Raw genomic sequence first — 22,607 nt, 5'->3', positions numbered from 1 at the left:
TAAAAACTAATAAAAATTCCACCAAATCAAAATATAACCATGGCAGAATATTACGCAAAATCAAGCAATTCTTTATCTTTTGAAGTTACAAGAGAAGAAAAATTAATTGGAAAACTTACTTATACAAGCTGGTTTAAATTTAATGCTGTCATTGAAATTGCTGAGGGTCAGACCTATCAGGTGGAGCCAAAGGGTTTTTGGGGAACTACAATTGAACTGAAAGATCATGAAAGAGTGCTTCTTAAATTCAGAATGAACTGGAACGGGGAAATTGTGGTGCAGACCTATTTTGATGGGATTAAAAATGGCTATCTTTTTAAACACAGAGGGATTTTTAAAGAATCATTTGTCCTTACAGATCAGGACGGCGTTGAGCTGATGATCATAAAACCGCATCTGAAATGGACTTCCATGAATTACGAATACCAGATTACCACCTCTGATGCCTTTGAAACCTTCCCCGAAAAAGAAATCGTTTTAATTAATGCCCTGCATTGTGCCAATTATTATATGTCGATGATGGCCGCTGCCGTTATATAAAAAATAATTTTAGATTTTAATAGCGATGTCATTCTGACACAGAATGAAATTCTGCGAACATTGTTCAAAGAATCTCATTTATAATGAACTTGTTTAAACTTTTTTGAAACATTAAGATTGTATTAAGGTGTTTAGAGTATTAAGATAAGCTTTGCTTTAAGCTTAAAAATCAGAATGATTTATCTTAACTTAATTATGCTTTACTGCTTAAGTCCTTCTTAATGGTTTTTAAGAAATATTCAATATTTTTATAAGTTTAAACAACTCCAATGTCTCTTGTTATCAATAAGATAAATAGTCGTTAACTACTTATCCAACGCCTTTGAAACAGCCAAACTATCTTCCAGTAGTCTGTAGCGTGTAATTTTATGATTTTGAATACGCATCTGGATACAGAATAAAGACTCTACAATTTTGCCTGTTTCAAGCATCTTTGTCACAAATTCTCCTGTAATCACTGCATTTTCCTCATCAGAAAAAATATGATCAATTTTTGAAGAAACAGGTTCCGTATTTTTCCATAGCAGTTCAAAAAATTCGACGACTTCCTGTTTATTGTTTCTTACTCCCAACCACGGTGCTTTTCGTTCATCACCAGGTATATACCAGTCCACAGTATCAGAAAAAAGGTTGGTTAATTCTGTCAGATTTCTTTCCGACATACACTGTAGAAATTGCTGAATGGTTTCTTGGGTGTTGCTGTTCATTTCTTGAAAGTTATAATCAATAATTGACTTTGTATAGAGTGATGAAGATAAGAAAAATTTACATTCTAATTGTTGTTTATTTTCAGTAAATCCTTTGTTTATGGGGTATTTCATGAAGAAAGTTTTATGATTTGTGTCATGTTTTTATTTAGAATTAATAAAAATAAGATAATTTTGCAAAACTAACTTAATTATAAACATGAAAAAAACTATTATTTCTGCAGCTCTATTAGCCGTAACGATGCTGAGTGCCCAGGAAACGGATACCATTAAAGTGGCTGAAATCCAGTCCGTATCACTTCAGGGAACTCACAATTACAGAACCAAAAAATCTGAATCCATCGCAAGACTTCCTCTTGAAAATCTTGAAAATCCAACTGTTTACAACTTTGTACCCAAAGAAATCATCAGTGAAATGGGGGCAATGGACTTTAACACAGCCATGGCTTCTGCTCCTGGAGTGGTGGTAAGCAACAGTGTTAACGACAGCGGGAATGATATCTTCATGAGAGGATTCAGTTCCAATGCCAGTTTCAGAAACGGATTGATTCAAAATCCAAGAGTTCAGTCCGAGATTGCTAATATCGAGAGAGTAGAGGTAATAAAAGGTCCATCAGGAACTTTATTCGGAGGAACATTAGCCAACTATGGTGGTGTGGTGAATATCGTTACGAAAAAACCACAGGAAAACTTCGGAGGAATTATCAATTATACCACCGGAAGCTGGGGAATGAACAGAATAACAGCAGATGTGAATACTCCTTTAAATAAAGAAAAAACTGCATTGGCAAGATTCAATGTCGCTGCCTATTCTCAGGATTCTTTTCAGGATGCGGGCTACAACAAAGGATTATTTTTCTCCGGAAGTGTTTTGTATAAAGTAAGTGACAAAACAACTGTAACACTTGATACAGAATTTCATGCTCCTGAAAAAACATTGAATGCTTATGTAAGAAACTCAGAAAAACTGACTTTACACTCGATGAAAGACCTGGAAGTGGCTTACAAAAGAGCATTCACAAGTAATGATATCGGTTCCAAAAGAACCAATTTTGTAACAATGGCTGAGGTAACTCATAAATTCAATGATCATTGGACTTCAAGAACATCTTATCAAAGAGGGGAAGCTAATGAAAATGAGTCGATCTTTTTAGTGCTGAGATATCTGAATAATAATCAGGTAGAAAGAATGATCCGTCCTTTCGACAGTTTTAAAGTAACCACAGACAATATTCAACAGAATTTTACAGGAGATTTTAAAATAGGCGGCTTAAGAAACCGATTGGTAGTAGGAATAGATTACTTCCAGCAAAGAACAAAATATCAGTTCCCTTACTATGAAGCCAATGGATACAGCAATGTTTTCATGCCTTATGACAAAGTAACCTTGGACAGCTCTTCAGCATGGGATCCTATCTCAAGAAATAAATTCATGAATAAGGAGAGAAAATCCACAGAATCTGATATCACAACATTCAGAACGATCAGTGGTTATATCTCCAATGTTTTAAATATTACAGATAATTTACTGGTGATGGCTAGTTTAAGAGTAGACAGCTATAAAAATGACGACACGGTGGTAAACGGTGTTGAAATTTCTACGAAAAACGGATATCCTGAAAATAAAGTTACAGGGTACAGCCAGACCCAATTTTCACCAAAATTCGGATTGGTCTATGAAATTGTAAAAGAACAGATTTCATTCTTTGCCAATTATGTGAATGGATTTAAAAACTATGCTCCATCACTGAATGAAGTCGGTGTTTTGACAAAATGGGATCCTGAGCAGGGAAATCAGATTGAAACAGGTTTCAAAGTAGATCTTTTCCATAAAAAATTACTGACAACCGTGAGTTATTATAATATTAATGTTAAAAACAGGCTGGTTGCAGATCCGGGCGGAATAGGAAGTATTCAGGATGGGAATATCAAAAGTCAGGGACTGGAAATAGGCATCATTGCCAACCCTTTCAAAGGATGGAATATCGTTGCAGGATATGGGTATAACGACAACAAATATGATGACCGAAGCAAAGACAGCGGGAAAAGAATCGCCTGGACTCCAAAACATGTAGCCAATCTATGGACAAGCTATAAAATTATGGATGGAGCTTATGAAGGTCTTGGTTTCGGAGCCGGATTTAATTTCGTAGATCAAACCTATATCAATATTGTGAATCATTTTCTTGCTCCTTCTTATACCACCGTTGGAGCTACTATTTTCTATGACAAGAAAAAATACAGAATCGGTCTGAAAATGAATAATGCATTGAATGAAAACTATTGGAACTTCTACGGACAGCCACAGAAGCCAAGAGAAATCCTTGCCAATTTTGCATTCAAATTTTAATACCTGAAAACAAAAATAATCTCAAAAAATATAAGGATGAAAACCGCAAAGGTGCAACGATTTGATTTATAATACACCCTATTTCTGACGCCTTCAAATATGCTAAAGTAAACGGCAGCAGGAATAACTCTTTTCACTTTACAAACACGCCATTATAAATACAATTGCGCCTTTGCATTTTCTACTATTATATTTTTGAGTGGATAAAAAAGATATGGAAAATAAAAAAACTAATCCTAAAAAAAAGCAGGGGAAATCCCTTACCAAAAGGATCACCGGCTGGCTGCATCTGTGGCTCGGCCTGGTTTCAGGAATCATTGTGTTGACAGTGACTCTTTCGGGAACTGTATTTGTCTTTTGTGACGAAATCATTGATTGGTGTGGTGGAAGTGCTAAATACGTTAATGTTCCGGCTCACACTAAAAAGATGACCCCTGAAGCGTTACTTGCTCAGTTTCATCAACAGGTTCCGGACAGAAAAGCGTTCTATTTTGATACTTATAAAGAATCAGACAGAAGTTTCAGAGTAGCTTCAGCAACGAAGCCACCTAAAGATAAAAGTGCGGACAAAGCAGAAAAACCGAAGAAAAAAGGCCGTGGCCCGCGAGGTGTATTTGCTTATCATTATCTCAACCCTTACACCGGAAAAGTAATAGGCTCTACAAAAAGCTATGAGTTTTTCTATGTGGTAGCCCATATTCATGCACAGTTGCTGGCAGGAAAGTTCGGGAAAACGGTGGTTGGAATTGCTTCCATTATCTTTTTTGTTCAGCTTATCGGCGGACTGATTCTCTGGTGGCCCAAAAAATGGAACAAAACAACAAGAACAACCGCTTTTAAAATTAAATCCGGAACAAAATGGCGCAGGAAAAACTACGACTTTCATAATGTTTTTGGGTTTTATTCATTGCTTCCGGCCGTGTTTATTACCATTACAGGATTGATTATGGCCTATGAGGTTTTAACCAATCTTACCCAGCAGGCTTTCGGAGGAGCTGTAGATGCCCATACTATTGCAGAAAAATATGAACCTAAGTTTGATCCGGAGAAAAAAGCATTGTCCTATACTGATTTTGTAGACAGCAAGTTTAAAGAGTTTCCTGAAGCAAAACAGTTCAGAATGAGTATTCCGAGAAATGATTCAGCAACGGTGTACCATGTTGGAGTCGCTCAGTTTATCGGGTTGAAAAGCCTTATCACCGGGAAAAGTATGGAAACGAATAAATACACCGGAAAAGAGATTGATTATCCTAAAGAAGTTCAGATGCATGAAGTAATAGAGCACATGAATTTTGATCTTCATGTAGGCTATTGGGGTGGAATGTTCGGTAAAATATTCACCTTCATCATCGGAATTATCTGTACAAGTCTCCCGATTACCGGATTCCTCATCTGGTGGGGCCGAAGAAACAAATCACCCAAAAAGAATAAAGAAATTAAAAATATTCATCAACACAGAAAAGATTCACACCATGAACAACTGGTTTAAAATTATATACCTTCCCTTATTTTTATTTTTTACATTGGGAGAAGCTCAGGAAAAATTGACGATAGGAGAGAAGCAGAACATATTTTCAAAAATTTTGAACGAAAACAGAGAACTCTGGGTTCATCTGCCCAAAACGTATAACGACAATACCATTAATCCTGCAAAATATCCGGTGATCTATCTCTTAGACGGAGAAATCAATTTTGAATATTACACTGGACTAACGGATTTCATCGCCAGAACACCCTATGCTGATATCCCGGAATGTATTGTTGTCGGAATTAAAAATACAGAAAGAACAAGAGATCTTACCCCGACAAAGTCTGAAAAGAAAAGCCCCGTAAATCCTGCTCTTACGCTTTTTGCCGACAGCGGAGGAGGTGAAAATTTTGTAAAATTCATGCAGGAAGAGCTGAAACCTTTTATTAATAAAAACTACAGAACTCAGGATTATTCCGTATTGGTAGGGCATTCCTTCGGAGGATTATTTGCTATCAATACCTTCCTTTTGCATCCGGATTATTTTAATGCTTATGTTGCCAACGACCCGAGTTTGTGGTGGGATCATAAAGTGACGATTTCCAGAACAAAAGACTATCTCGAAAAGAATAAGAACTTTCCTGCAAAAAAATCTTTGTATGTTTCCCAGGCAGATAATGAAGAACAGCAGAAAAACTGGAATTCTGATATGACGCAGGCTATTGAAGAGTTTAAAGGAATCATTGAAAAGAACGGATCTTTGAACTATAAACATCGCTTTTTTGAAGGAGAAACCCACGGAACCGTTTCTTATCCCGGAAATTATGAAGCCTTGAAATTTATATTCAAAGGGTATAGAACCGATATAAAACAGTTGGCCAAAAATCCCAAACTGCTTGAAGAAGAGTATAAAAAGTTTTCCGAAAAAATGGGAGCAGATTTTACTCCTTCGGAAACTTATCTGAATGTAGTGATCAAATTTATGAAGAGCAATGCTTTCAAAGACTCAGAAACCTATTTTATGAATCTGAAAGACAAGTATTATCCTAAGAAATAATACACGACTGATACAGAAAATAAAAAAGCCAATCCGTTCATCAACAGATTGGCTTTTTATATGTATTATAATCCTGAAAATAAGTTTTGGCTAAAGCCAATGGAATATTTCTAAAAAGTAAAAACGGGCTAAAGCCCATTCCTATTGAATGTTTTTCTCGCAGATTTTGCTGATTGGGCAGATTTATTCTCAATAATTATTCACCCAGTTTGAATCCATGCAGATTCTTTTCAGGTTAATGTCTGTTATCACAATTAATCGGGAAATCCTTCTCCTTTTGATCTAAAAAACTAATAGAGGGACACCCAAAAGACTGCGCCATGAACCCAAAAATAACAGGTGGTTTCCCTTTAAAAAGATGACCTGTCCATTGGGAAATATTGGCTTCATCGGTATCTATTCCATAAAGAGGCATGAATTCTCCACCATCACTTCCTGCAAGACTGAAGGTCTTCTCCGCGATTTTTTCTTTGCGATCATTGATGACCGCAAGTTTACGCTCAACAATATTTCCTTCTTCAAGATAATCCTGCAGATAATAGGTCAGGTTTTCATAGTGTGACTGATACGTTTTTCCCAGAGCCAGCTTTGAGTGAGAAAAGTATTTTTTTGAAATATCTGTACCCGCTTTTTGCCATTTCACAGCTTTCATTTTATTGTCTACGAAAGGATTTTGATTTCCAAAATAGGCAATGGCATTATTATAACGGTCGTATTCTGTTGTTTTTTGATGAGTAGCCACCTGGAATCCCATCATATAAGAATCCGGATCTAAATCCTGATCATCGGAATAAGGACTTAAATAGGCCACAGCTTTTAATTGGGAGACTGGCATTCTTTGAAGTTTATTAGAACCATACTCATAGATGTACAGGGAATCATTTTCTGTAAGGCGAATTCCGTTGAGCAATTTTTTTCTACTGGAAGCATCCAGTTCAAAATGCTGGCGTTCTTCATAAGTCATCTGCTTATAATTTTTAGCAATCTCTGCAGGCAATGGTTGCTCTCCTTTATAGACATCTGAAACAGAAATGAAAATATCCATATCAGAATCCTTTTCTGCAGATGAAATAACAGACAGGCTGAATATATTAAAATGGGTGTAATCTATTTTTTCTTCAGTTTTTACTGTTTTTAGAGTATCATTCGTGATTTTTTTTTCTGTGGTAACTGTTTTCTTCTCTTCTTTCTGACAGCTCACAATAACCAGTTGAAAACAGATAAGTGCTGCGACAGTTTTGATCTTCATCATCTTTTTTAAGATTAAAGTGTTTATACTATGCTAATTCATTTTGTAATAAGGTTCTGAAAAATATTTGCTGGGTTTGATATAAGCCATTTTCCTTTCCGCATCAAAGATCCAGATAAACCTGCGGAGCATATCAGCACCGATATAACTTACATTTTGGGTTTTCAGTTCACCGGAGAAATATCCTACGGAAACATCTTTAAATACGCTGTTTCCCAACTTGAAATAGGGTAGAACAGCTTGTTTGGTCGTTAAAGTTTTACCTTCAGAATTCTTTAGTGTTTTTTCTCCTGTTACCTTCAGTTTTTTCTCCAGATGTTTTTCTTCAGCAAATTCGTTGCTATAAAGAATAGCTCCGGAAAATCCGGATTGTAAAACAAAATAGGCTTCCTGCTGCTGATCACCGTCAAGGATATTATCTGCGGCTAGGTAAAACCCTTCATGATCCAGAATGATGTTGATGGGTTGGTAGCCTTTCAGATCCGGCATTTTGTCATACATCACAAACTGGTTGTTGTCGTAATCAATTTTAAAGGCTTTCCCTTCAAAAATTCCGGTCCCGATTTTTCCGTCTGCCTCATGACCTGTTAACTGATTGTCAAAAAAACGTACATTTTTCTGAGTGATTTTTCCGATTTGTACGGTATTGTGGTCGCTGAGTTCTTCTTTGTTGAAAATAATATGATCTGCTTTCTGCTTGCCATCAGGGGAAATAGCATAATCTTTCATCGCAATCTGGAACATCAGATTCAGTGAATCCTTTTTATTGACAAGGGTTTTGACAATGATATTATTGTGCCTGGTGATCCGGAAGGGGATGGTCTGCTGCGCTTTCATACCATAAAATCCGATAGAAAGCAGTATAAAAAGTACTGTTCTTTTGAGCATTATCAGTGATTAGTGTTTTAAAACTTTAAAATTACCTATTATCTTTGGAAAAGCAAATAATAAAATGAAATGGTTGAAAAATTGCTTCAAAGCGGAATCCATTGGGAAAAGAAAGCATTCAAACGGAATGAGTTTCTGAAGATTTCAGGCAGTACAGATACCTCTATTTATTTTATAGAAAACGGAAGTGTCCGGATTTTTATGATGGATGAAAATGAAGAAAGGATTATTCGTTTCGGATACACAGGAAATATTATTGTCAGCCTGGATTCTTTTTTATCGGGAAAACCTTCGGATCTTTACATTCAGGCAATTAAGAAAACAGTGGTAAAAGTAGCTTCAAAAAAGGATTTTTATGCATTTATACAATCAAATGAAGAACATATGAAATTCTGGATGAGTATTCTGGAGGATCTCGTATTACAGCAGCTCGAAAGAGAAAAAGATTTGCTGATCAATGCTCCCGGAGAACGTTTTGAAAGGGTTTTAAAACGAAGTCCGAAACTGTTTCAGGAAGTTCCCAATAAATACATCGCCAATTATCTGAGAATGTCACCGGAAACTTTATCCAGGCTTAAAAAATCTTGAGTTCAATCAAGATTTAAGAACAGCCAGATCAGCATATTTGCATAAAAAACGTAATGAAAATTTCAACCTCAGAATTACTGAATGAATTAAGAAATAGAACTGAAGAACATTTACACTTTGCTGAAATGTTGTCTTTAGAGACGGAACATGATCTGAATTTCAGAACTTCCGCAGAAAGCTGGAGTACATTAGAATGTCTGGAGCATCTCAACCGCTACGGAGATTTTTATCTTCCTGAAATCAGCCGCAATATTTCTTCTGCCGGAAAATCTTCTCAACTCTATTTTAAACCCGGAATTCTTGGTAATTATTTTGCTAAAAGTATGCTTCCCAAAGAGAAACTGAATACAATGAAAACACTTAAAGCCATGAATCCTATCCACAGCAATCTGGATAAAGGTGTAGTGGATACCTTCATTAACCATCAAGGAAAATTACTTGAGTTATTGGAGAAAGCGCAATATATTGATTTAGAAAAGACAAAAACAAGTATCAGTATTTCAAAGTTGATCAAATTGAAGTTGGGAGATACCTTTCGTTTTGTTATTTATCATAATGCAAGGCATGTTGAACAGATAAAAAGAATTTTAACGCATTAAAAAGAAATTATGATTTCCAAAAAGCTTAATTTTAAGCTAATGGAAATTATACACCAAAAAAATATATCAACCCCGTTGGGCGAAATGATTGCCTGTGCCGTAGATCAGGGGATTTGTCTGCTGGAATTTACAGATCGGAAAAATATTGAAAAACAACTGAAGGCTTTATCAAAGATTTTAAAGGTAGAAATTGTAGAAAAAGAACATCCTCATTTTGTTCAGCTTGAAAACGAACTGAAAGAATATTTTGACGGACAAAGAAACCATTTTGAAGTTCCATTGTTCACTACAGGAACTGAGTTTCAGGAAAAAGTATGGCAGCTTCTTCGCGAAATCCCGATGGGAGAAATAAGGACTTATAAACAACAGTCAGAAATACTGGGAAACCCCAAGGCGATACGTGCCGTAGGAACAGCCAACGGGATCAATAAAATTGCGATTTTAATTCCCTGTCATCGGGTGATAGGCTCAAACGGCGAGTTGGTTGGGTATGCTGGTGGTATCTGGAGAAAACAAAAGCTGCTGGAGCTTGAAAAAGCGATTCTATTTTAAAATAAAAGTTCGGATTCAGAGAATTATAAAAAATAGGTGTTCATTTTTCGGTTGTAGAGCAGAGAGTAATCTTTCTACTTTTGAATAAAAAAATTATGATCAGTTTTAAACAGTTACATCATACTGAAGAACCGTTACTATTGGGTAATGTATGGAATGTAGAAAGCGCAAAGGCATACGAAAAGCTGGGCTATAAAGCATTAGCAACCTCAAGTTCGGCAGTCGCACTGAGTTTAGGATATGAAGATGGAGAACAGATGACCTTTGAAGAATATTTTTATATCATTAAGAGGATCAAAGCTTCCGTTTTAATTCCTCTGTCGGTCGATCTGGAATCAGGATATGGTCTTGGAAATGATACCGTTGTTTCGAATATCATGAAACTTATGGAAATTGGAGTATTGGGGATTAATATTGAAGATACCAATGTTATTGAAGGAACACGAAAACTGCTACACAGAGATGTTTTCTATAAAAGATTAAAAGATATTTTCATCAAATTAGGAGAAAACAGAGGTAAGGTATTTATCAATGTACGTACAGACCCTTTTTTATTAAATATTGAAAATGCATTGGAAGAAACTTTAGAAAGAATTAAACTGTTTGAAGAACTTGATGCTGATGGTGTCTTCATTCCGGGAATGACTTCTGAAAACGACATCAGAATGATCACAGAAGCAACCTTTCTTCCTGTGAATGTTATGGCGCTGCCGGATTTACCCGATTTTGATACGCTTAAAGAATTAGGTGTAAAAAGAGTTACCTCAGGTGCGTTCATGTACAGACATATCTACAGAGAGCTTGAAAAAGCAAGTCAGAAAATTACAAACGGAAAAAGTTTTTCACCTCTTTTTATTGAATGATGGAACTCACAGGAAAAATAATGTACGAGGCATCTTATACCAAAGATGTTTCATTTGAAGGGATATTCTGGATGGGTGTAAAAACCACAGGAATATTCTGCAGACCGACTTGTACCGCAAGGAAACCGAAATTTGAAAATGTAGAGTTTTTTTCCAATACCAAAGATGCGATGCTCAAAGGGTACCGTCCTTGTAAAGTGTGCAGACCCTTGGAAAATCTCAACGCTACACCTCCGGATATCAAAGATTTATTGAAAGAAATTGCCGACGATCCTACATTAAAGCTTAAAGATTATGATCTTGTAAAGAGAGGTCTGGAACCCGCAACAGTCCGCAGATGGTTTCTGAAACACCATGGGATCACGTTTCATGCTTTTCAGAGAATGTCAAAGCTCAATACTGCCTTTAAAAAACTTCAACAGGGAGGATCCGTTACAGAGGTCGCATTTGACACAGGATATGAAAGTCTGAGCGGTTTTAATGAGAGTTTTAAAAATATTTTTGGCGTATCACCTAAGAATAATACCATGGAAAAGATCATTGATCTCAAGAGAATAGAAACCATGCTGGGAACAATGATAGCCTGTGCCGATGAACATGGAATCTGTCTTTTAGAATTTTCCGACAGAAAAGCGCTTCCCACAGAACTGAAAAATGTTGCGAGCTATTTTAAAGCAAATATTATACAAGGAGAAAATCCTCATTTTGTTACGCTGGAAAAAGAATTGAAAGAGTATTTTGAAGGGAAAAGAACCGTATTTACAGTTCCTCTTTCTCCTGTAGGAACAGCTTTCCAAAAAGAAGTCTGGACTATTCTTCAGGAAATTCCTTACGGTGCAACAAGAAGCTATCAGGAGCAGGCAGATATTCTGGGAAATCCTAAATCCGTAAGAGCCGTAGCCAATGCCAATGGTCTGAATAAGATATCCATTATAATCCCTTGTCACCGCGTAATTGGCAGCAACGGACAATTAACAGGCTATGGAGGAGGAATCTGGAGAAAGCAAAAATTACTGGAATTGGAAAAGGCTATTTTGTTTTAGAAATATAAAAAGAATTTTATCCTTATCTTTCGCCATTTACAATAAGTTTTTCTATCTTTTTATGAAATCGAAAATTCCAGGTATCTTAATTTTTTCCAGGCTGATTATTGGGTTTATCATCATTTCTTTAAGTGTATTTAAAATCGAAAACTATCAGATCATTACTGTTATTCTGTTATCTATCGGATTATTGACTGATATTTTTGATGGAATTATTGCAAGGCATCTTCAGGTTTCAACTCAGAAACTCAGACGTATGGATTCTACTGTTGATCAGATTTTCTTTATCTCGGTAGGAGTTGCAGCGTATATACAATGTCCTGAATTTTTCAAAACAAACGCTTCCAAAATAATTATTCTTGCAGGATCTGAAGCCCTTATTTATCTGGTAAGCTTTTTAAAATTCCGAAAGGAAGTGGCGACACACTCTATTGGAGCCAAAATCTGGACTTTATTACTTTTTGGAACATTGATTCAGGTTATTTTACAATGTCAGTCTGTCATTCTGTTCAACCTTTGTTTTTGGGTTGGGTTGCTTACCCGAGCAGAGATTATTGCTATTCTTCTGATATTGAAAACCTGGACCAATGATGTTCCTTCTGTTTTTCATTCCATCCAATTGAGAAAAGGGAAAACGATTAAGAAAAATAAATTGTTCAATAGTTGATTATTTACTTTTAAAAAGGATTTGGTTAAAAAATACCTTCATAGAAAAATATCGGTAAAACAAAATTTAACGAAGTTTGGGAAAGCTATTTCGTTTTGATTTTTGTAATTTTAAGCAAAAATTTACACGTGAAAAAGTTAATAATAGCAGTTTGCATTTCAGTTTCAGCATTCAGTTTTGCTCAGGATTATTCTGTGCCGGCAGCAAGTCCGCGCCAGAAGGTTGAGCAGCAGTTTTCTATGTCCAAGATCTCTATCGACTATGGAAGACCAGGAGTGAAAGGACGTAAGATTTTTGGAGAATTGGTTCCTTATGGTCAGGTTTGGAGAGCGGGAGCGAACTCTTCTACAAAAATTACTTTCGGACAGGCCGTTAATTTTGGAGGGAAAACAGTGCCTGCAGGAACATACGGATTATTCATCGTTCCTACAGAAAAAGAATGGAAAGTGATCCTTAATAAAGATTTCCAACAGTGGGGAGCTTATACTTACGATCCAAAACAGGATGTAGTAGATGTTACGGTACCGGTTAACAAGTTGACTGACAAGCAGGAGTGGTTTGAAATCACTTTAAATCCTACTGATGAAAATACAGGAAACCTGGTCATCAAATGGGATATGGCTCAGGCAGAAGTTCCATTGAAGCCATCCAAATTAGACACCGTAATCAAGATTTCTGACAAACTGAAAGAAATCAAGAAAATAGAATCAGATTCTACTAAAAAGAGCTAATTAATGAATTTTTCTGTTCAGCCTGTTTTAGAGAATGAAGAATTTCAATTAATCCCCTTACAGCAAGGGGATTTTGAATCTTTATATGAAGTAGCTTCCGATCCTAAAGTTTGGGAACAACATCCCAACAAAGACCGTTACAAGAGAGAAGTTTTTGAAAACTTTTTCAAAGGAGCTATGGAGAGTAAAGGAGCTTTCAAAATTATGGAGAAAGCAACCGGAGATGTATTGGGAAGCAGCCGTTATTATGATTTTGATGAAGGGGACAATCATATTTTCATCGGGTATACTTTCTATGGAACAAAATCGTGGGGAAAAGGCATTAATCCTAAGGTGAAAAAGCTGATGCTGGATTATATCTTCCAGTTTGTAGACAAAGTTCATTTCCACATTGGAAAAGAGAATTTCCGTTCGCAGACAGCGTTGGAAAGATTGGGAGGGCAAAAAATTGCTGAAGAAGAAGTGGCTTATTTTGCAGAGCCTACAAGAACCAATTTCGTGTATGAAATTAAAAAAGAAGATTGGGCATGAAAAAATATAAAATCCAGCAGTCCCCATTTGTAGTCCCTACTACAGACGGAAAACTGATCGAAGAACACTGGGGAAACTCTACAGGGAATTCTAATGTTTCAATTGCTCACATGGTAGCCCCACCGGATTGGAGTGAGCCTCACCAGACTCCTGAATTTGATGAATTTACCTACATTATTTCAGGGAAAAAGCAATTTGAAATAGACGGTGAAATTGTTACATTGGAAAAAGGACAAAGTATTCTTATTGAAAAAGGAGCGAGAATCCGTTACAGCAACCCATTTTCAGAACCTTGTGAATACCTTGCAATCTGCCTGCCTGCTTTCTCTATGGAGTTGGTAAATAGGGAAGAATAAGAAATGAATTAATAAAATCAAAACATAAAAAGGCAAATTGGCGAATTTCAGCGAATTTGCCTTTTTCTATTATTTCATTCTTTTAATAATCCGTAGAAACTCATCCTTTTTTCTCTGAGATACCTGTAAAGAAGTTTCATCACTCATGATGATATAACCGCCTCGCCCACGGATGTATTTTTCAACATGCTGAAGATTGATGAGATGCTGATGATGAATACGGACAAAACCCTGATCCTTCAGTGTTTCTTCAAAATAAGCCAATGTATGGGAGATCATCATTTTTTTTCCTCCTTTGAAAAAGATGGACGTATAATTATCATCAGCCTGAAGGCGTACAATATCCATGGTATGTACATAGACAAGTCCTTCCATCGTTGGCAACGCAATCTTGCTCTGTTCTACAGGGGTTTTAATATGCTGTAACAGAGCGGATAATTGCTGTATTTTATTTCGATCTTCCAAAAGTCTGGCAACCCTGTTCACTGTAATAATCAATTCGTGAATTACAATCGGTTTCAGAAGATAATCGACCGCATGATGTTTAAATGCCTGTACGGCGTACTGGTCATAAGCTGTAACAAATACTGTATAAAAATTAATATCAGATATTTTTTCAAATAGTTTAAAACCATTTTCCACAGGCATATTGACATCCAGAAATACCAGTTCCGGAGACTTTTCTCTAATGACTTCCACGGCTTCATTTACAGAATCGGCTTGCCCGATTATTTCAACATCCGTGCAGTATTTGGATAAGAAACGAAGAAGAGTTTCACGGGATTCCTGTTCATCGTCTACAACAATGGATTTTATTTTACTCATAGGAAAGGTGTGTTTTTAATGGTTATTCTGACAATGGTTCCCTGTATTGCTGGGTCTGTCGTTTTTTTATCAGTAATTTCTGTAGAAATAGATGTTCCGTAAAGTTCATTGATGGCAGAAATTCTTCCGGCGGTAATTTTCAATCCCATAGATTTATAATCGTCTGGTCTGCTGTCAAACTCACGGGCTTTTTCGAATCCCACGCCATTATCTTCCACAATACAAATGATGGAATCTTCACTTCTGCTGCAGGATATCCTGAGAATTCCCCCTGTTTTCAAATGTCTCAATCCATGACTGATAGAGTTTTCAGTATAGATCTGAAGTAACATCGTAGGAATTTTTATTTGCTCCAATGCAGGTTCTACAGAAATTTCATAAGTAAAATGGTTTTTAAAACGCATCTGTTCCAGTTCAATATACGTTTTCAGCATAGCCATTTCTTTCTCAATGGTATTCCAGTGTTCTTTGGAGTGGGTAAGTGTTTTGCGTATCAGGTCTGAAAAAGCGGCCATATAATAATTGGCGTTTAATTCATCTTCTTTACCATAATAATTCTGGATGGCATTCAATACATTGAAGATAAAATGAGGGTTGATCTGTGCACGGAGCGCCTGCATTTCCAGCTCAGCAATCATCTTTTTTCTCTCGGTTTTCTCAGCTTCTTTTTTGCGGATAATATTGACACGGTGTCTGTAAATGACAATTAGTAAGATCAGCAGTAGAAGAAATATTCCTCCCATAAACCAAAGTTCTTCCCAAAAGGGAGGTTTTACAATAATAGCAAGTACTGCGGGTCTTGTATTCCAGATATTATTTTTTCCAGAAGCCCAAACGTTGAGCTGATAGTTACCTGGTTTTAAAGCCCCCAGATTTAAGGTGCTTTCTTCTGTAATTACGGTATCATTCTCTGCTCCGGACAGAAGGTATTTATATTTAATATCCTTCTCATCCAGATAAGAAATAGCAGTATAAGAGATCTGAGCATTATTCTGATTGTATTTGAGACTGATCTTTTTTGGATAATAAACAATACTGTCTTTGAAAGAAGCTTTCAGGAAATATACATTGTAAGGCTGGCTTTTGCTGATCTGGTCCTGATTGATCACAATAATCCCATTTGATGTAGCAAGAAAAGCTTTTCCTTCACCGAATGTAATACTATTGATCATATGACTGGGTACTCCGTCTGCAGCCGAGAAGTGATAAATAGAGTAGTGCATACGGTTATCAAAAGTGATTCTGGATAATCCTTTGTCTGTATTGACCCATAATCTCTCTTTCTCATCTACATAGGCTTTTTCACAAATATTACTGATGAGTCCATTCGTTGTATTCAACTTGATTACCCTTTGCTTATCCCGAATGAAAACGCCATCGGAATGAGTACTGATGATAAGTCTGCCTTTCAGGAAATTCAAAGAGGTGATGCGATTCTTGCCTAAAGATGGATCGTGAATGAATTTTTTTAAAAAGGAATTATAATAAAATAAACCCTGCACGGTTCCTAGCCAATAGATTCCTTTTTCATCAATAGCGGTTGCCGGGGCAGCTATAGTGGTAGTACTCAATTCGGGTAATTTGGTGAATTTCTTTTCTTTAAGATCATAAATAAGCTGATTCTTTTTTTCGCTGCTGGTTTGGCTTATGAGTACGGTGTTATTTCTGATAGAAGCTGATTTTTGAGAAAATTCCAGAATTTTTGTGTTTGGATTTCCGGTCAGGCTGCATTGGTATAAACCTCTGTCTGTTCCTGCTAAAAACGTGTTATTATCAAGAGGTGAAATATATCTGAGTCTGTTCCATTGTCCGTCGCCCAGTGTATATAATGGTTTGAAACTGTTTTTGTCTCTTATCATAATAGCACTGTTGCTATATCCTGCCAAAAGTTTTCCCTGTGGCAGATATTTTACTATTAAAACATTATTATCTATAAGCCCGTCAGTTGTAGTATAAATCAGTGTTTTGTTGGCAGGCTGCATATAAACACCTTCATTGGTAGGATACCAGCTATTACCCTGCTTGTCTATAAAACTGCTGTAACTTACAATGTCTTTCATTGCAATGTATCTGGGGTTTTGACCTGTTGTCTGATCAGGATCATACTCCAGAATTCCGCTTGTCGTACAACTCCATATTTTACCATTTTTGCTTATTGTAAGATCAAGGATATTGCTGGGCATTTCAATTTTTTTTGCCACTGGTTTGTTTCCTTTAAATACAACATCATATAAGATATTAAGATGTCTTGTATAAAGATGACCTTTGAAATAGAAACATGTTCTAACCGCTTTTTCTTTAAAGGTATGAATGATTGTTGATCCCGGATAATTCTTTCTTATGATTCTCTTTGTTGACACATAGTAATCTTTTCCTTGATCAGAAAAATGTAAGTAAGGAGACTGTGATGTGCTGTCTTTAGGATTGGAAATGCTGTTTTTACCTATGATATATTTTTTGTACCGATCAGAATACAGGTCCCATCTTGGAACAATATCATAAAAGCTGATTCCTCTTTTTTCCATGAGACGGCATAGTTTATCATTCTGTACCGAATATACTTTTCCATTATAAATATAAGTAGGGCTTCCGTTGTAGGTACTTACCCATAATCTCTGCCAGGAGTCTTCCCATGCCTGAAAAGTTTCATTATCAGGAAGTCCGTGATTACTGGTGATCGTCTCAAAATGATGTCCGTCAAATCTGGAAATTCCCCAGCTTGTACAAAACCAGATGAATCCTTTGCTATCCTGATATACAGAGTATACGGTATTGCTTGGTAATCCGTCACTTAAACTATAATGACGAAGCTGCGGCTTCTGGCTGTACATCAGCAGACTTTGAAATAACAGGAATAATATGAGGAGGTAATGATACATAGTTTTCAGGCTAATATAGAAATTTCTCCACAATGAGAGATACCTTCATGTATCATATTTACAGCTCTTTGTCTCAGTAAAAGGATCAAAATACTCGTCTGGGATTTTTTCCTGCTCACTTGCTCATTAGTTCTTTTTATTTCCTTAAAAAAGAGACAACTTGTACCTGTTTATCGGTAACGGCGTCCCGTGATAAGAAAGAACGCCATCACAAAAATATTATCTTATGAAAAAAACTTTAACTAAGATCTTTCGATCATCAGATTCATTTTTAAAAAGAAGAAAAACAAACCTTCTTATTTTTGCTGCTTTATTTTGCAGTACGGCTTTAAGTGCACAGTTTGTTCCCGTTAATCCTTCAGGCACAACAGTAAGTGTAAAGAGAGAAGACCAATCCCCAGTCCCATTACCCAATGCTCCTGGATATGTTCCTTCTCCCGTATCATTGGAGTTTAAGACAGGTACAATAGTAGAAAAAAAAGATTTCCCTGCAGGTCAGATTACTAGTCAGAATTTTTTACTTCCAGATGTCTTTACAACTATAGGAAGTCCTCCTGTAATACGTACTTTTAAAGTTTCATTTTCTAATCCTGGATTAACAAGCAGATATTATCCCATTCCAATGGCAATTGATGGAGCTACAACCATTATTCCCGGGTGCTGGTCGCCTGAGATGGACCCAGGATTATTTCATTATGGGGGACCTAATACCGTTAATAATCCTAATAGAAGCTACGGGTATGGGGTAACACTTACCCGTAAGTCTACTACTAATTACCTTCTTCAGTGTACTAAATTTCTCTGCCACATATGTGATATTAACCCGTGTAATCCTCCGACTCTGACAGCTAGTAAATCAAGTACATCCGGGCAGAATAAAGCGAAACTTTATCCAAACCCAAGCAACGGGTTATCAGAACTTTCATACACTGCTTCAGGAAGAGAAACCATTACTGTCATCGTTGCAGATATCGCAGGCAGAACAGTATATGGATATAAGACGGATATTGAAGCCGGAGCTGTTAAACTGCCTATAGATATTCAAACTTCAGTATCAGGAACTTATTATGTGAACTGGAGTTCCAGCAACGGAAACTCTGGTTCATTACAATTGATAAAGAAATAAATTTGTACCGGTAAAAACTAATATTGATGAGAAGGCGCACTTTTGTGCGCTTTTGTGATTTATAATACTGAAACCATGATGAATACTGTTTCTAAAGAAATATTTACTCCAGTTAATAGCGGTTGTTTTTGAATTATTTTGTAAGTTCGCGGACTTAAAAAAATGAACTAAAATCTATGAAAAACAAATTATCGATTGTATTCATGCTGGCAATCGCTCTTTCTACCACTTCATGTGCAACCATTTTTACAGGAACTCAGGATTCAATCGCTTTTTCTTCAAGTCCTGAAGGAGCAAAAGTATTTCACAAAGGAATAGAAAAGTGTACAACCCCTTGTACCACTAAAATCCCAAGAGCTTTAGGGAAGCAGATGGTTACATTTGAAAAAGAAGGATTTGAGAAGCAGGAAATAAAGTTAACAAAAACTTTTAATGCCGTGACTTTACTGAATATTATTCTAGGAGGAGCAATAGGAGTAGGAATTGATGCTGCAACAGGTTCTCTGACCAAATATTCTCCAAAGAAATATGACGTTGAGCTACAAGCTAAGCCACAATAAGGCTAAAATATAAAAATTAAAAGGCAAATTCATAAACTGATGAATTTGCCTTTTTTTATGTTTATTTCAAAATTTCTTTCAGGAAGAGCAGCGTATGATTCCAAGCTCTTTTGGCCATTGTTGCATTGTAATCCGGTGATTTCGGATCGGTAAATGTATGTTTGGAATGGGCATATGTGATGATCTGCCAGTCGGCATTTCCTTCATTCATTTCTTTGATGAGGTTATTGTAATCCTCAGGAGTTACACTTTTATCATCTGCCGGATTTTCAACCAGGATTTTAGCACTCAAAGTCTCATTTTTTCTGCTCTGATCTCTGCCCAGACTTCCGTGGATGGAAACCACACCTGCTACAGGAAGATGTCCTCTTGCAGATTCCAATGCTCCCGTACCTCCGAAACAGTAGCCGATAACCGCTACTTTATCAGAAATCGCTCCGTTTTTCTTCAGTTGTTCCAAGGCCAGTGAAATTCTTTTCTGATACTCCTGATAGTTTTGCTTGTAATATCCTGAAGTTTTAGCAGCAGATTCATTATCCGCAGGAATTTTTCCTTCACCGTAGATATCAGCAATAAAAGCAATATAACCTTGCTTTTCAAGTTCAATAGCGGCTGTTTTAGCTTCTTCATCAATACCTTTCCAGGCTGGAAGAATCAGTACTCCCGGAAGTTTTTTTCCTGCATTGGACGTGATGAGGCCATTCAGTTTCTGGGAACCGTCCTGATAGGAAACAGGTTTAAGCTTCTGGCTGAAAAGACTTCCTGAAGCTATGATCATCGATGTTAATAAGATGGAACGTATCATAATTAATTATTTGTGAATGAATAGGTTGTAAAACAGATTAAAAATAAGGAAATATTTAAAAAGATTACACTTCAACACCCAATTTATTCAATTCTTGGGCTAAGTCTGTAGCTGGGAAAACCTGAATTGTCGTAAAGCCTAGAGATTTTGCCATCTCGATATTCTTTGTATTATCATCTATAAAAACCGATTCTTCAGCCTTGATATTATATCTTTCTAATAAAACGTGCCAGATTTTAGGATCAGGTTTGATCAGTTTCTCAGTTCCGGAAACGACAATCTTACCTTCGAAAATCTGAAAAAAATCATAGTTTTCCAGGGCGTAAGGGAAGGTTTCTTCAGACCAGTTGGTTAACCCGAAAAGGTTATACTCCGTGTTTTTAAGTTTTCTGAGAACTTCTACATTCTGTGGAATATCGCTTTTCAGCATGACCGTCCAGTTGTCGTAGAAAGCACGGATTTCTTTTTCCCATTCCGGGAATTTTTTTACCTGAATTTCCGTTCCTTCGGCAAGGCTTCTTCCTCTGTCCTGTTCAATATTCCATTCATCCTGGGCGATATTTTCGAGGAAATATTCCATTTTCTCGTTATCATTAAAATAATCTTTGAAGTAATATCTTGGATTCCAGTCCATGAGTACTCCTCCGAAATCGAATATGATGTTTTTTATTTTCATAATAATTAATATTGTTGTGATTTACTGCTATTTTTATTCCGGTCTGTAAAACTGATACTGTCCGTCTTCATAATAAGCATTGATATGCTGAAGTCCATTGGTCAGAATAATTTCTCTTGCTCCGATAATGGAATTGTATCGGGCAGTCTGTTCAAATGTTTTTTCCGTTAATTTGATCTGCGGAGCTTTACATTCAATCAGAATTACGGGTTCTGTTTTTTCAGTAACCAAAAGGTCAATTCTTTTGGTAAGGCCATTCAGAACAATCTTTTTTTCGGTTATCAGGGCAGATGTGGAGTAGGATTTTACAGTGAGATAATAATGTATCCAGTGCTGTCTGACCCATTCCTCAGGAGTGAGCAGAAGATAAGTTTTGCGAACCAAATCATAAATAAAAAACTTATCTTTGTCTTTCTTGAATTTAAAATCAAAAGTTTCCTGAAAATTCAGTTTTGGAAGTTCCATTAATAAGATGAAAGAATTAGATTTAATCCTCAAAAATATTAAAAATAAAGAAGTTTTACCTATTTATTTTTTCCACGGAGAAGAAGCTTACTTCATTGATGTTGCTGTAAAAGCCCTTGAACATAACTTTTTGGAAGAAGATGAAAAAGCCTTCAACCAAACCGTTACCTACGGAAAAGATACTTCTTATCAGGAAGTTCTTTCTCTGGCAAGACAGTTTCCGATGATGGGAGATAAGCAGGTGATTATTGTGAAAGAAGCTCAGGATTTACGATTCAATGAAGAGGAAAACAGAATTCTGGAATCTTACGTAGACAACCCTGTTCCTTCTACTGTTTTGGTTTTTGCTCATAAGCACAAGAAACTGGATAGCAGAAAAAAAGCAGCCAAAGCCTTAGATAAAGCCAAAGCGCTTTTCCTGAGTGAATCTGTAAAGGAAAGCAACTTACCGAAATGGATTTCGGATGAATGTGCAAAGCTGAAAATCAATACAGCTCCTAATATTTCTCATCTTCTGGCAGAATATCTTGGAAATGACCTTTCAAGAATTTCCAACGAGCTGAACAAACTGAAGATGATCCTTAAAGAAGGAGAAATCCTTGACGGAACCATTGTTGAAAATCATATCGGAATCAGTAAAGAATACAATATTTTTGAGCTTCAGAAGGCTTTGGGAACTAAAAATGCCAATACGGCTTTTAAAATTGCTCATTTTATGGGTAAAAACCCGAAGAATAATCCTTTTGTTATGATGCTGGCAAGCCTTTACAATTATTTTTCAAACGTTATTATTTACCAGACTATGGCGGGGCAGTCTCCTCAGACCATTGCTTCACAGATGGGAGTAAATCCGTATTTTATCAAAGACTATGCAGAAAGTGCAAGACTTTACCCTCTGAAACATGCCACAAGAGTAATTTCCATTTTGCGCGAGTTTGATATGAAAGGAAAAGGACTTGGAGCGGTAAATATGGGGGAAGCTGAACTGATCAGAGAATTGGTGTACAAGATCATTAATGTAGATAAGATTAAGATGAAGGTGTGAGGCGAATTGCGAGATACGAGGTAACGAGTTGCGTGAT

General features: G+C 36.5%; 24 protein-coding genes. 16 read left to right on the top strand and 8 right to left on the bottom strand.

From position 1 onward, the window contains the following. Positions 1-39 precede the first annotated feature (39 nt). Positions 40-540 (top strand): hypothetical protein, encoded by a 501-nt coding sequence (locus ACMA47_RS02940; protein ID WP_413928612.1) that lies wholly within the window; start codon positions 40-42, stop codon positions 538-540. A gap of 305 nt (positions 541-845) precedes the next feature. Here ACMA47_RS02940 and ACMA47_RS02935 read toward each other — a convergent pair whose 3' ends face one another. Further along, positions 846-1,247 carry a nuclear transport factor 2 family protein gene (locus ACMA47_RS02935; protein WP_413928611.1) on the bottom strand — a complete coding sequence of 134 codons (402 nt, stop codon included), beginning with the start codon at positions 1,245-1,247 and terminating at the stop codon, positions 846-848. 199 nt (positions 1,248-1,446) lie between these two features. Here ACMA47_RS02935 and ACMA47_RS02930 point away from each other — a divergent pair, with 199 nt between their 5' ends. The 3 genes from ACMA47_RS02930 (at position 1,447) to ACMA47_RS02920 (ending at position 6,122) form a co-directional block, all read left to right on the top strand. Next, positions 1,447-3,597: a TonB-dependent siderophore receptor gene (locus ACMA47_RS02930; RefSeq protein WP_413928610.1), complete on the top strand. Its 2,151-nt coding sequence runs from the start codon at positions 1,447-1,449 to the stop codon at positions 3,595-3,597. A 214-nt stretch (positions 3,598-3,811) separates the two neighbouring features. After that, on the top strand, positions 3,812-5,086 hold the full coding sequence (locus ACMA47_RS02925) for a PepSY-associated TM helix domain-containing protein (RefSeq protein WP_413928609.1): 1,275 nt from the start codon (positions 3,812-3,814) through the stop codon (positions 5,084-5,086). Beyond that, complete coding sequence (locus tag ACMA47_RS02920) at positions 5,070-6,122, top strand: alpha/beta hydrolase (RefSeq protein WP_413928608.1); 1,053 nt, start codon at positions 5,070-5,072, stop codon at positions 6,120-6,122. The genes ACMA47_RS02925 and ACMA47_RS02920 overlap by 17 nt, the downstream gene beginning before the upstream one ends. A gap of 235 nt (positions 6,123-6,357) precedes the next feature. On the opposite strand, the gene ACMA47_RS02915 is transcribed toward ACMA47_RS02920, so the two are convergent. Further along, on the bottom strand, positions 6,358-7,374 hold the full coding sequence (locus ACMA47_RS02915; RefSeq protein WP_413928607.1) for a hypothetical protein: 1,017 nt from the start codon (positions 7,372-7,374) through the stop codon (positions 6,358-6,360). A gap of 30 nt (positions 7,375-7,404) precedes the next feature. Continuing rightward, positions 7,405-8,259, bottom strand: a complete 855-nt coding sequence (locus tag ACMA47_RS02910) for a hypothetical protein (RefSeq protein ID WP_413928606.1) — start codon at positions 8,257-8,259, stop codon at positions 7,405-7,407. 69 nt (positions 8,260-8,328) lie between these two features. On the opposite strand from ACMA47_RS02910, the gene ACMA47_RS02905 reads away from it, so the two are divergent. The 9 genes from ACMA47_RS02905 to ACMA47_RS02865 all read left to right on the top strand — a co-directional run bounded on the left by ACMA47_RS02905 (position 8,329) and on the right by ACMA47_RS02865 (position 14,189). Continuing rightward, positions 8,329-8,847 (top strand): Crp/Fnr family transcriptional regulator, encoded by a 519-nt coding sequence (locus ACMA47_RS02905; protein ID WP_413928605.1) that lies wholly within the window; start codon positions 8,329-8,331, stop codon positions 8,845-8,847. 53 nt (positions 8,848-8,900) lie between these two features. Continuing rightward, entirely contained in the window at positions 8,901-9,446 is a 546-nt protein-coding gene (locus tag ACMA47_RS02900) for a DinB family protein (protein WP_413928604.1), read from the top strand. Positions 9,447-9,485: 39 nt separating this feature from the next. Then, entirely contained in the window at positions 9,486-9,998 is a 513-nt protein-coding gene (locus tag ACMA47_RS02895) for a methylated-DNA--[protein]-cysteine S-methyltransferase (protein ID WP_413928603.1), read from the top strand. A gap of 95 nt (positions 9,999-10,093) precedes the next feature. Further along, the gene (locus ACMA47_RS02890) at positions 10,094-10,861 is read left to right on the top strand and encodes an isocitrate lyase/PEP mutase family protein (RefSeq protein ID WP_413928602.1); all 768 of its coding nucleotides are present in this window, start codon (positions 10,094-10,096) and stop codon (positions 10,859-10,861) included. Further along, on the top strand, positions 10,858-11,904 hold the full coding sequence (locus ACMA47_RS02885; protein WP_413928601.1) for a bifunctional transcriptional activator/DNA repair enzyme AdaA: 1,047 nt from the start codon (positions 10,858-10,860) through the stop codon (positions 11,902-11,904). Before ACMA47_RS02890 ends, ACMA47_RS02885 begins: the two co-directional genes overlap by 4 nt. A 61-nt stretch (positions 11,905-11,965) precedes the next feature. Further along, positions 11,966-12,571, top strand: a complete 606-nt coding sequence (locus ACMA47_RS02880; protein ID WP_413928600.1) for a CDP-alcohol phosphatidyltransferase family protein — start codon at positions 11,966-11,968, stop codon at positions 12,569-12,571. 128 nt (positions 12,572-12,699) lie between these two features. After that, positions 12,700-13,302: a DUF2911 domain-containing protein gene (locus ACMA47_RS02875; protein ID WP_079241242.1), complete on the top strand. Its 603-nt coding sequence runs from the start codon at positions 12,700-12,702 to the stop codon at positions 13,300-13,302. A gap of 3 nt (positions 13,303-13,305) precedes the next feature. Then, complete coding sequence (locus ACMA47_RS02870) at positions 13,306-13,833, top strand: GNAT family N-acetyltransferase (protein ID WP_413928599.1); 528 nt, start codon at positions 13,306-13,308, stop codon at positions 13,831-13,833. Next, positions 13,830-14,189, top strand: a complete 360-nt coding sequence (locus ACMA47_RS02865; protein ID WP_413928598.1) for a cupin domain-containing protein — start codon at positions 13,830-13,832, stop codon at positions 14,187-14,189. Before ACMA47_RS02870 ends, ACMA47_RS02865 begins: the two co-directional genes overlap by 4 nt. A gap of 69 nt (positions 14,190-14,258) precedes the next feature. Here the strand turns inward: ACMA47_RS02865 and ACMA47_RS02860 are convergent, their stop codons facing one another. Together ACMA47_RS02860 and ACMA47_RS02855 are read right to left on the bottom strand one after the other, a co-directional pair. Beyond that, a complete protein-coding gene (locus ACMA47_RS02860; RefSeq protein WP_413928597.1) occupies positions 14,259-15,014 on the bottom strand; it encodes a LytR/AlgR family response regulator transcription factor in 756 nt (251 codons plus the stop codon). Next, positions 15,011-17,893 carry a histidine kinase gene (locus ACMA47_RS02855; RefSeq protein ID WP_413928596.1) on the bottom strand — a complete coding sequence of 961 codons (2,883 nt, stop codon included), beginning with the start codon at positions 17,891-17,893 and terminating at the stop codon, positions 15,011-15,013. The genes ACMA47_RS02860 and ACMA47_RS02855 overlap by 4 nt, the downstream gene beginning before the upstream one ends. Positions 17,894-18,119: 226 nt before the next feature. On the opposite strand from ACMA47_RS02855, the gene ACMA47_RS02850 reads away from it, so the two are divergent. Further along, positions 18,120-19,019: a T9SS type A sorting domain-containing protein gene (locus tag ACMA47_RS02850; protein WP_413928595.1), complete on the top strand. Its 900-nt coding sequence runs from the start codon at positions 18,120-18,122 to the stop codon at positions 19,017-19,019. Between the two features lie 176 nt (positions 19,020-19,195). Further along, on the top strand, positions 19,196-19,579 hold the full coding sequence (locus tag ACMA47_RS02845) for a PEGA domain-containing protein (protein WP_413928594.1): 384 nt from the start codon (positions 19,196-19,198) through the stop codon (positions 19,577-19,579). Between the two features lie 61 nt (positions 19,580-19,640). On the opposite strand, the gene ACMA47_RS02840 is transcribed toward ACMA47_RS02845, so the two are convergent. The 3 genes from ACMA47_RS02840 to ACMA47_RS02830 all read right to left on the bottom strand — a co-directional run bounded on the left by ACMA47_RS02840 (position 19,641) and on the right by ACMA47_RS02830 (position 21,525). Further along, positions 19,641-20,384, bottom strand: coding sequence for a dienelactone hydrolase family protein (locus ACMA47_RS02840; RefSeq protein ID WP_413928593.1), 744 nt, complete (start codon positions 20,382-20,384; stop codon positions 19,641-19,643). Between the two features lie 64 nt (positions 20,385-20,448). Continuing rightward, the gene (locus ACMA47_RS02835; protein ID WP_413928592.1) at positions 20,449-21,060 is read right to left on the bottom strand and encodes an HAD family hydrolase; all 612 of its coding nucleotides are present in this window, start codon (positions 21,058-21,060) and stop codon (positions 20,449-20,451) included. A gap of 33 nt (positions 21,061-21,093) precedes the next feature. Beyond that, positions 21,094-21,525, bottom strand: coding sequence for a type I restriction enzyme HsdR N-terminal domain-containing protein (locus tag ACMA47_RS02830; RefSeq protein WP_034696216.1), 432 nt, complete (start codon positions 21,523-21,525; stop codon positions 21,094-21,096). Between the two features lie 7 nt (positions 21,526-21,532). Here ACMA47_RS02830 and holA point away from each other — a divergent pair, with 7 nt between their 5' ends. Then, on the top strand, positions 21,533-22,570 hold the full coding sequence (holA, locus tag ACMA47_RS02825; protein ID WP_413928591.1) for a DNA polymerase III subunit delta: 1,038 nt from the start codon (positions 21,533-21,535) through the stop codon (positions 22,568-22,570). Positions 22,571-22,607 lie beyond the last annotated feature (37 nt).

The sequence above is a fragment of the Chryseobacterium sp. T20 genome (assembly GCF_047345655.1).
Classification (GTDB): domain Bacteria; phylum Bacteroidota; class Bacteroidia; order Flavobacteriales; family Weeksellaceae; genus Chryseobacterium.
This window is presented reverse-complemented; position numbering and strand designations above follow the sequence as displayed.

Excerpts from the sequence above, each read along its gene's own strand:
- ACMA47_RS02935 (WP_413928611.1), bottom strand. The coding sequence starts at position 1,247 with ATGAACAGCAACACCCAAGAAACCATTCAGCAATTTCTACAGTGTATG.
- ACMA47_RS02930 (WP_413928610.1), top strand. The coding sequence starts at position 1,447 with ATGAAAAAAACTATTATTTCTGCAGCTCTATTAGCCGTAACGATGCTG.
- ACMA47_RS02830 (WP_034696216.1), bottom strand. The coding sequence starts at position 21,525 with ATGGAACTTCCAAAACTGAATTTTCAGGAAACTTTTGATTTTAAATTC.
- ACMA47_RS02845 (WP_413928594.1), top strand. The coding sequence starts at position 19,196 with ATGAAAAACAAATTATCGATTGTATTCATGCTGGCAATCGCTCTTTCT.
- ACMA47_RS02860 (WP_413928597.1), bottom strand. The coding sequence starts at position 15,014 with ATGAGTAAAATAAAATCCATTGTTGTAGACGATGAACAGGAATCCCGT.
- ACMA47_RS02855 (WP_413928596.1), bottom strand. The coding sequence starts at position 17,893 with ATGTATCATTACCTCCTCATATTATTCCTGTTATTTCAAAGTCTGCTG.
- ACMA47_RS02840 (WP_413928593.1), bottom strand. The coding sequence starts at position 20,384 with ATGATACGTTCCATCTTATTAACATCGATGATCATAGCTTCAGGAAGT.
- ACMA47_RS02880 (WP_413928600.1), top strand. The coding sequence starts at position 11,966 with ATGAAATCGAAAATTCCAGGTATCTTAATTTTTTCCAGGCTGATTATT.
- ACMA47_RS02865 (WP_413928598.1), top strand. The coding sequence starts at position 13,830 with ATGAAAAAATATAAAATCCAGCAGTCCCCATTTGTAGTCCCTACTACA.
- ACMA47_RS02900 (WP_413928604.1), top strand. The coding sequence starts at position 8,901 with ATGAAAATTTCAACCTCAGAATTACTGAATGAATTAAGAAATAGAACT.
- ACMA47_RS02910 (WP_413928606.1), bottom strand. The coding sequence starts at position 8,259 with ATGCTCAAAAGAACAGTACTTTTTATACTGCTTTCTATCGGATTTTAT.
- ACMA47_RS02915 (WP_413928607.1), bottom strand. The coding sequence starts at position 7,374 with ATGATGAAGATCAAAACTGTCGCAGCACTTATCTGTTTTCAACTGGTT.
- ACMA47_RS02925 (WP_413928609.1), top strand. The coding sequence starts at position 3,812 with ATGGAAAATAAAAAAACTAATCCTAAAAAAAAGCAGGGGAAATCCCTT.
- ACMA47_RS02905 (WP_413928605.1), top strand. The coding sequence starts at position 8,329 with ATGGTTGAAAAATTGCTTCAAAGCGGAATCCATTGGGAAAAGAAAGCA.
- ACMA47_RS02850 (WP_413928595.1), top strand. The coding sequence starts at position 18,120 with ATGAAAAAAACTTTAACTAAGATCTTTCGATCATCAGATTCATTTTTA.
- ACMA47_RS02835 (WP_413928592.1), bottom strand. The coding sequence starts at position 21,060 with ATGAAAATAAAAAACATCATATTCGATTTCGGAGGAGTACTCATGGAC.
- holA (WP_413928591.1), top strand. The coding sequence starts at position 21,533 with ATGAAAGAATTAGATTTAATCCTCAAAAATATTAAAAATAAAGAAGTT.
- ACMA47_RS02885 (WP_413928601.1), top strand. The coding sequence starts at position 10,858 with ATGATGGAACTCACAGGAAAAATAATGTACGAGGCATCTTATACCAAA.
- ACMA47_RS02890 (WP_413928602.1), top strand. The coding sequence starts at position 10,094 with ATGATCAGTTTTAAACAGTTACATCATACTGAAGAACCGTTACTATTG.
- ACMA47_RS02940 (WP_413928612.1), top strand. The coding sequence starts at position 40 with ATGGCAGAATATTACGCAAAATCAAGCAATTCTTTATCTTTTGAAGTT.
- ACMA47_RS02920 (WP_413928608.1), top strand. The coding sequence starts at position 5,070 with ATGAACAACTGGTTTAAAATTATATACCTTCCCTTATTTTTATTTTTT.
- ACMA47_RS02870 (WP_413928599.1), top strand. The coding sequence starts at position 13,306 with ATGAATTTTTCTGTTCAGCCTGTTTTAGAGAATGAAGAATTTCAATTA.
- ACMA47_RS02895 (WP_413928603.1), top strand. The coding sequence starts at position 9,486 with ATGGAAATTATACACCAAAAAAATATATCAACCCCGTTGGGCGAAATG.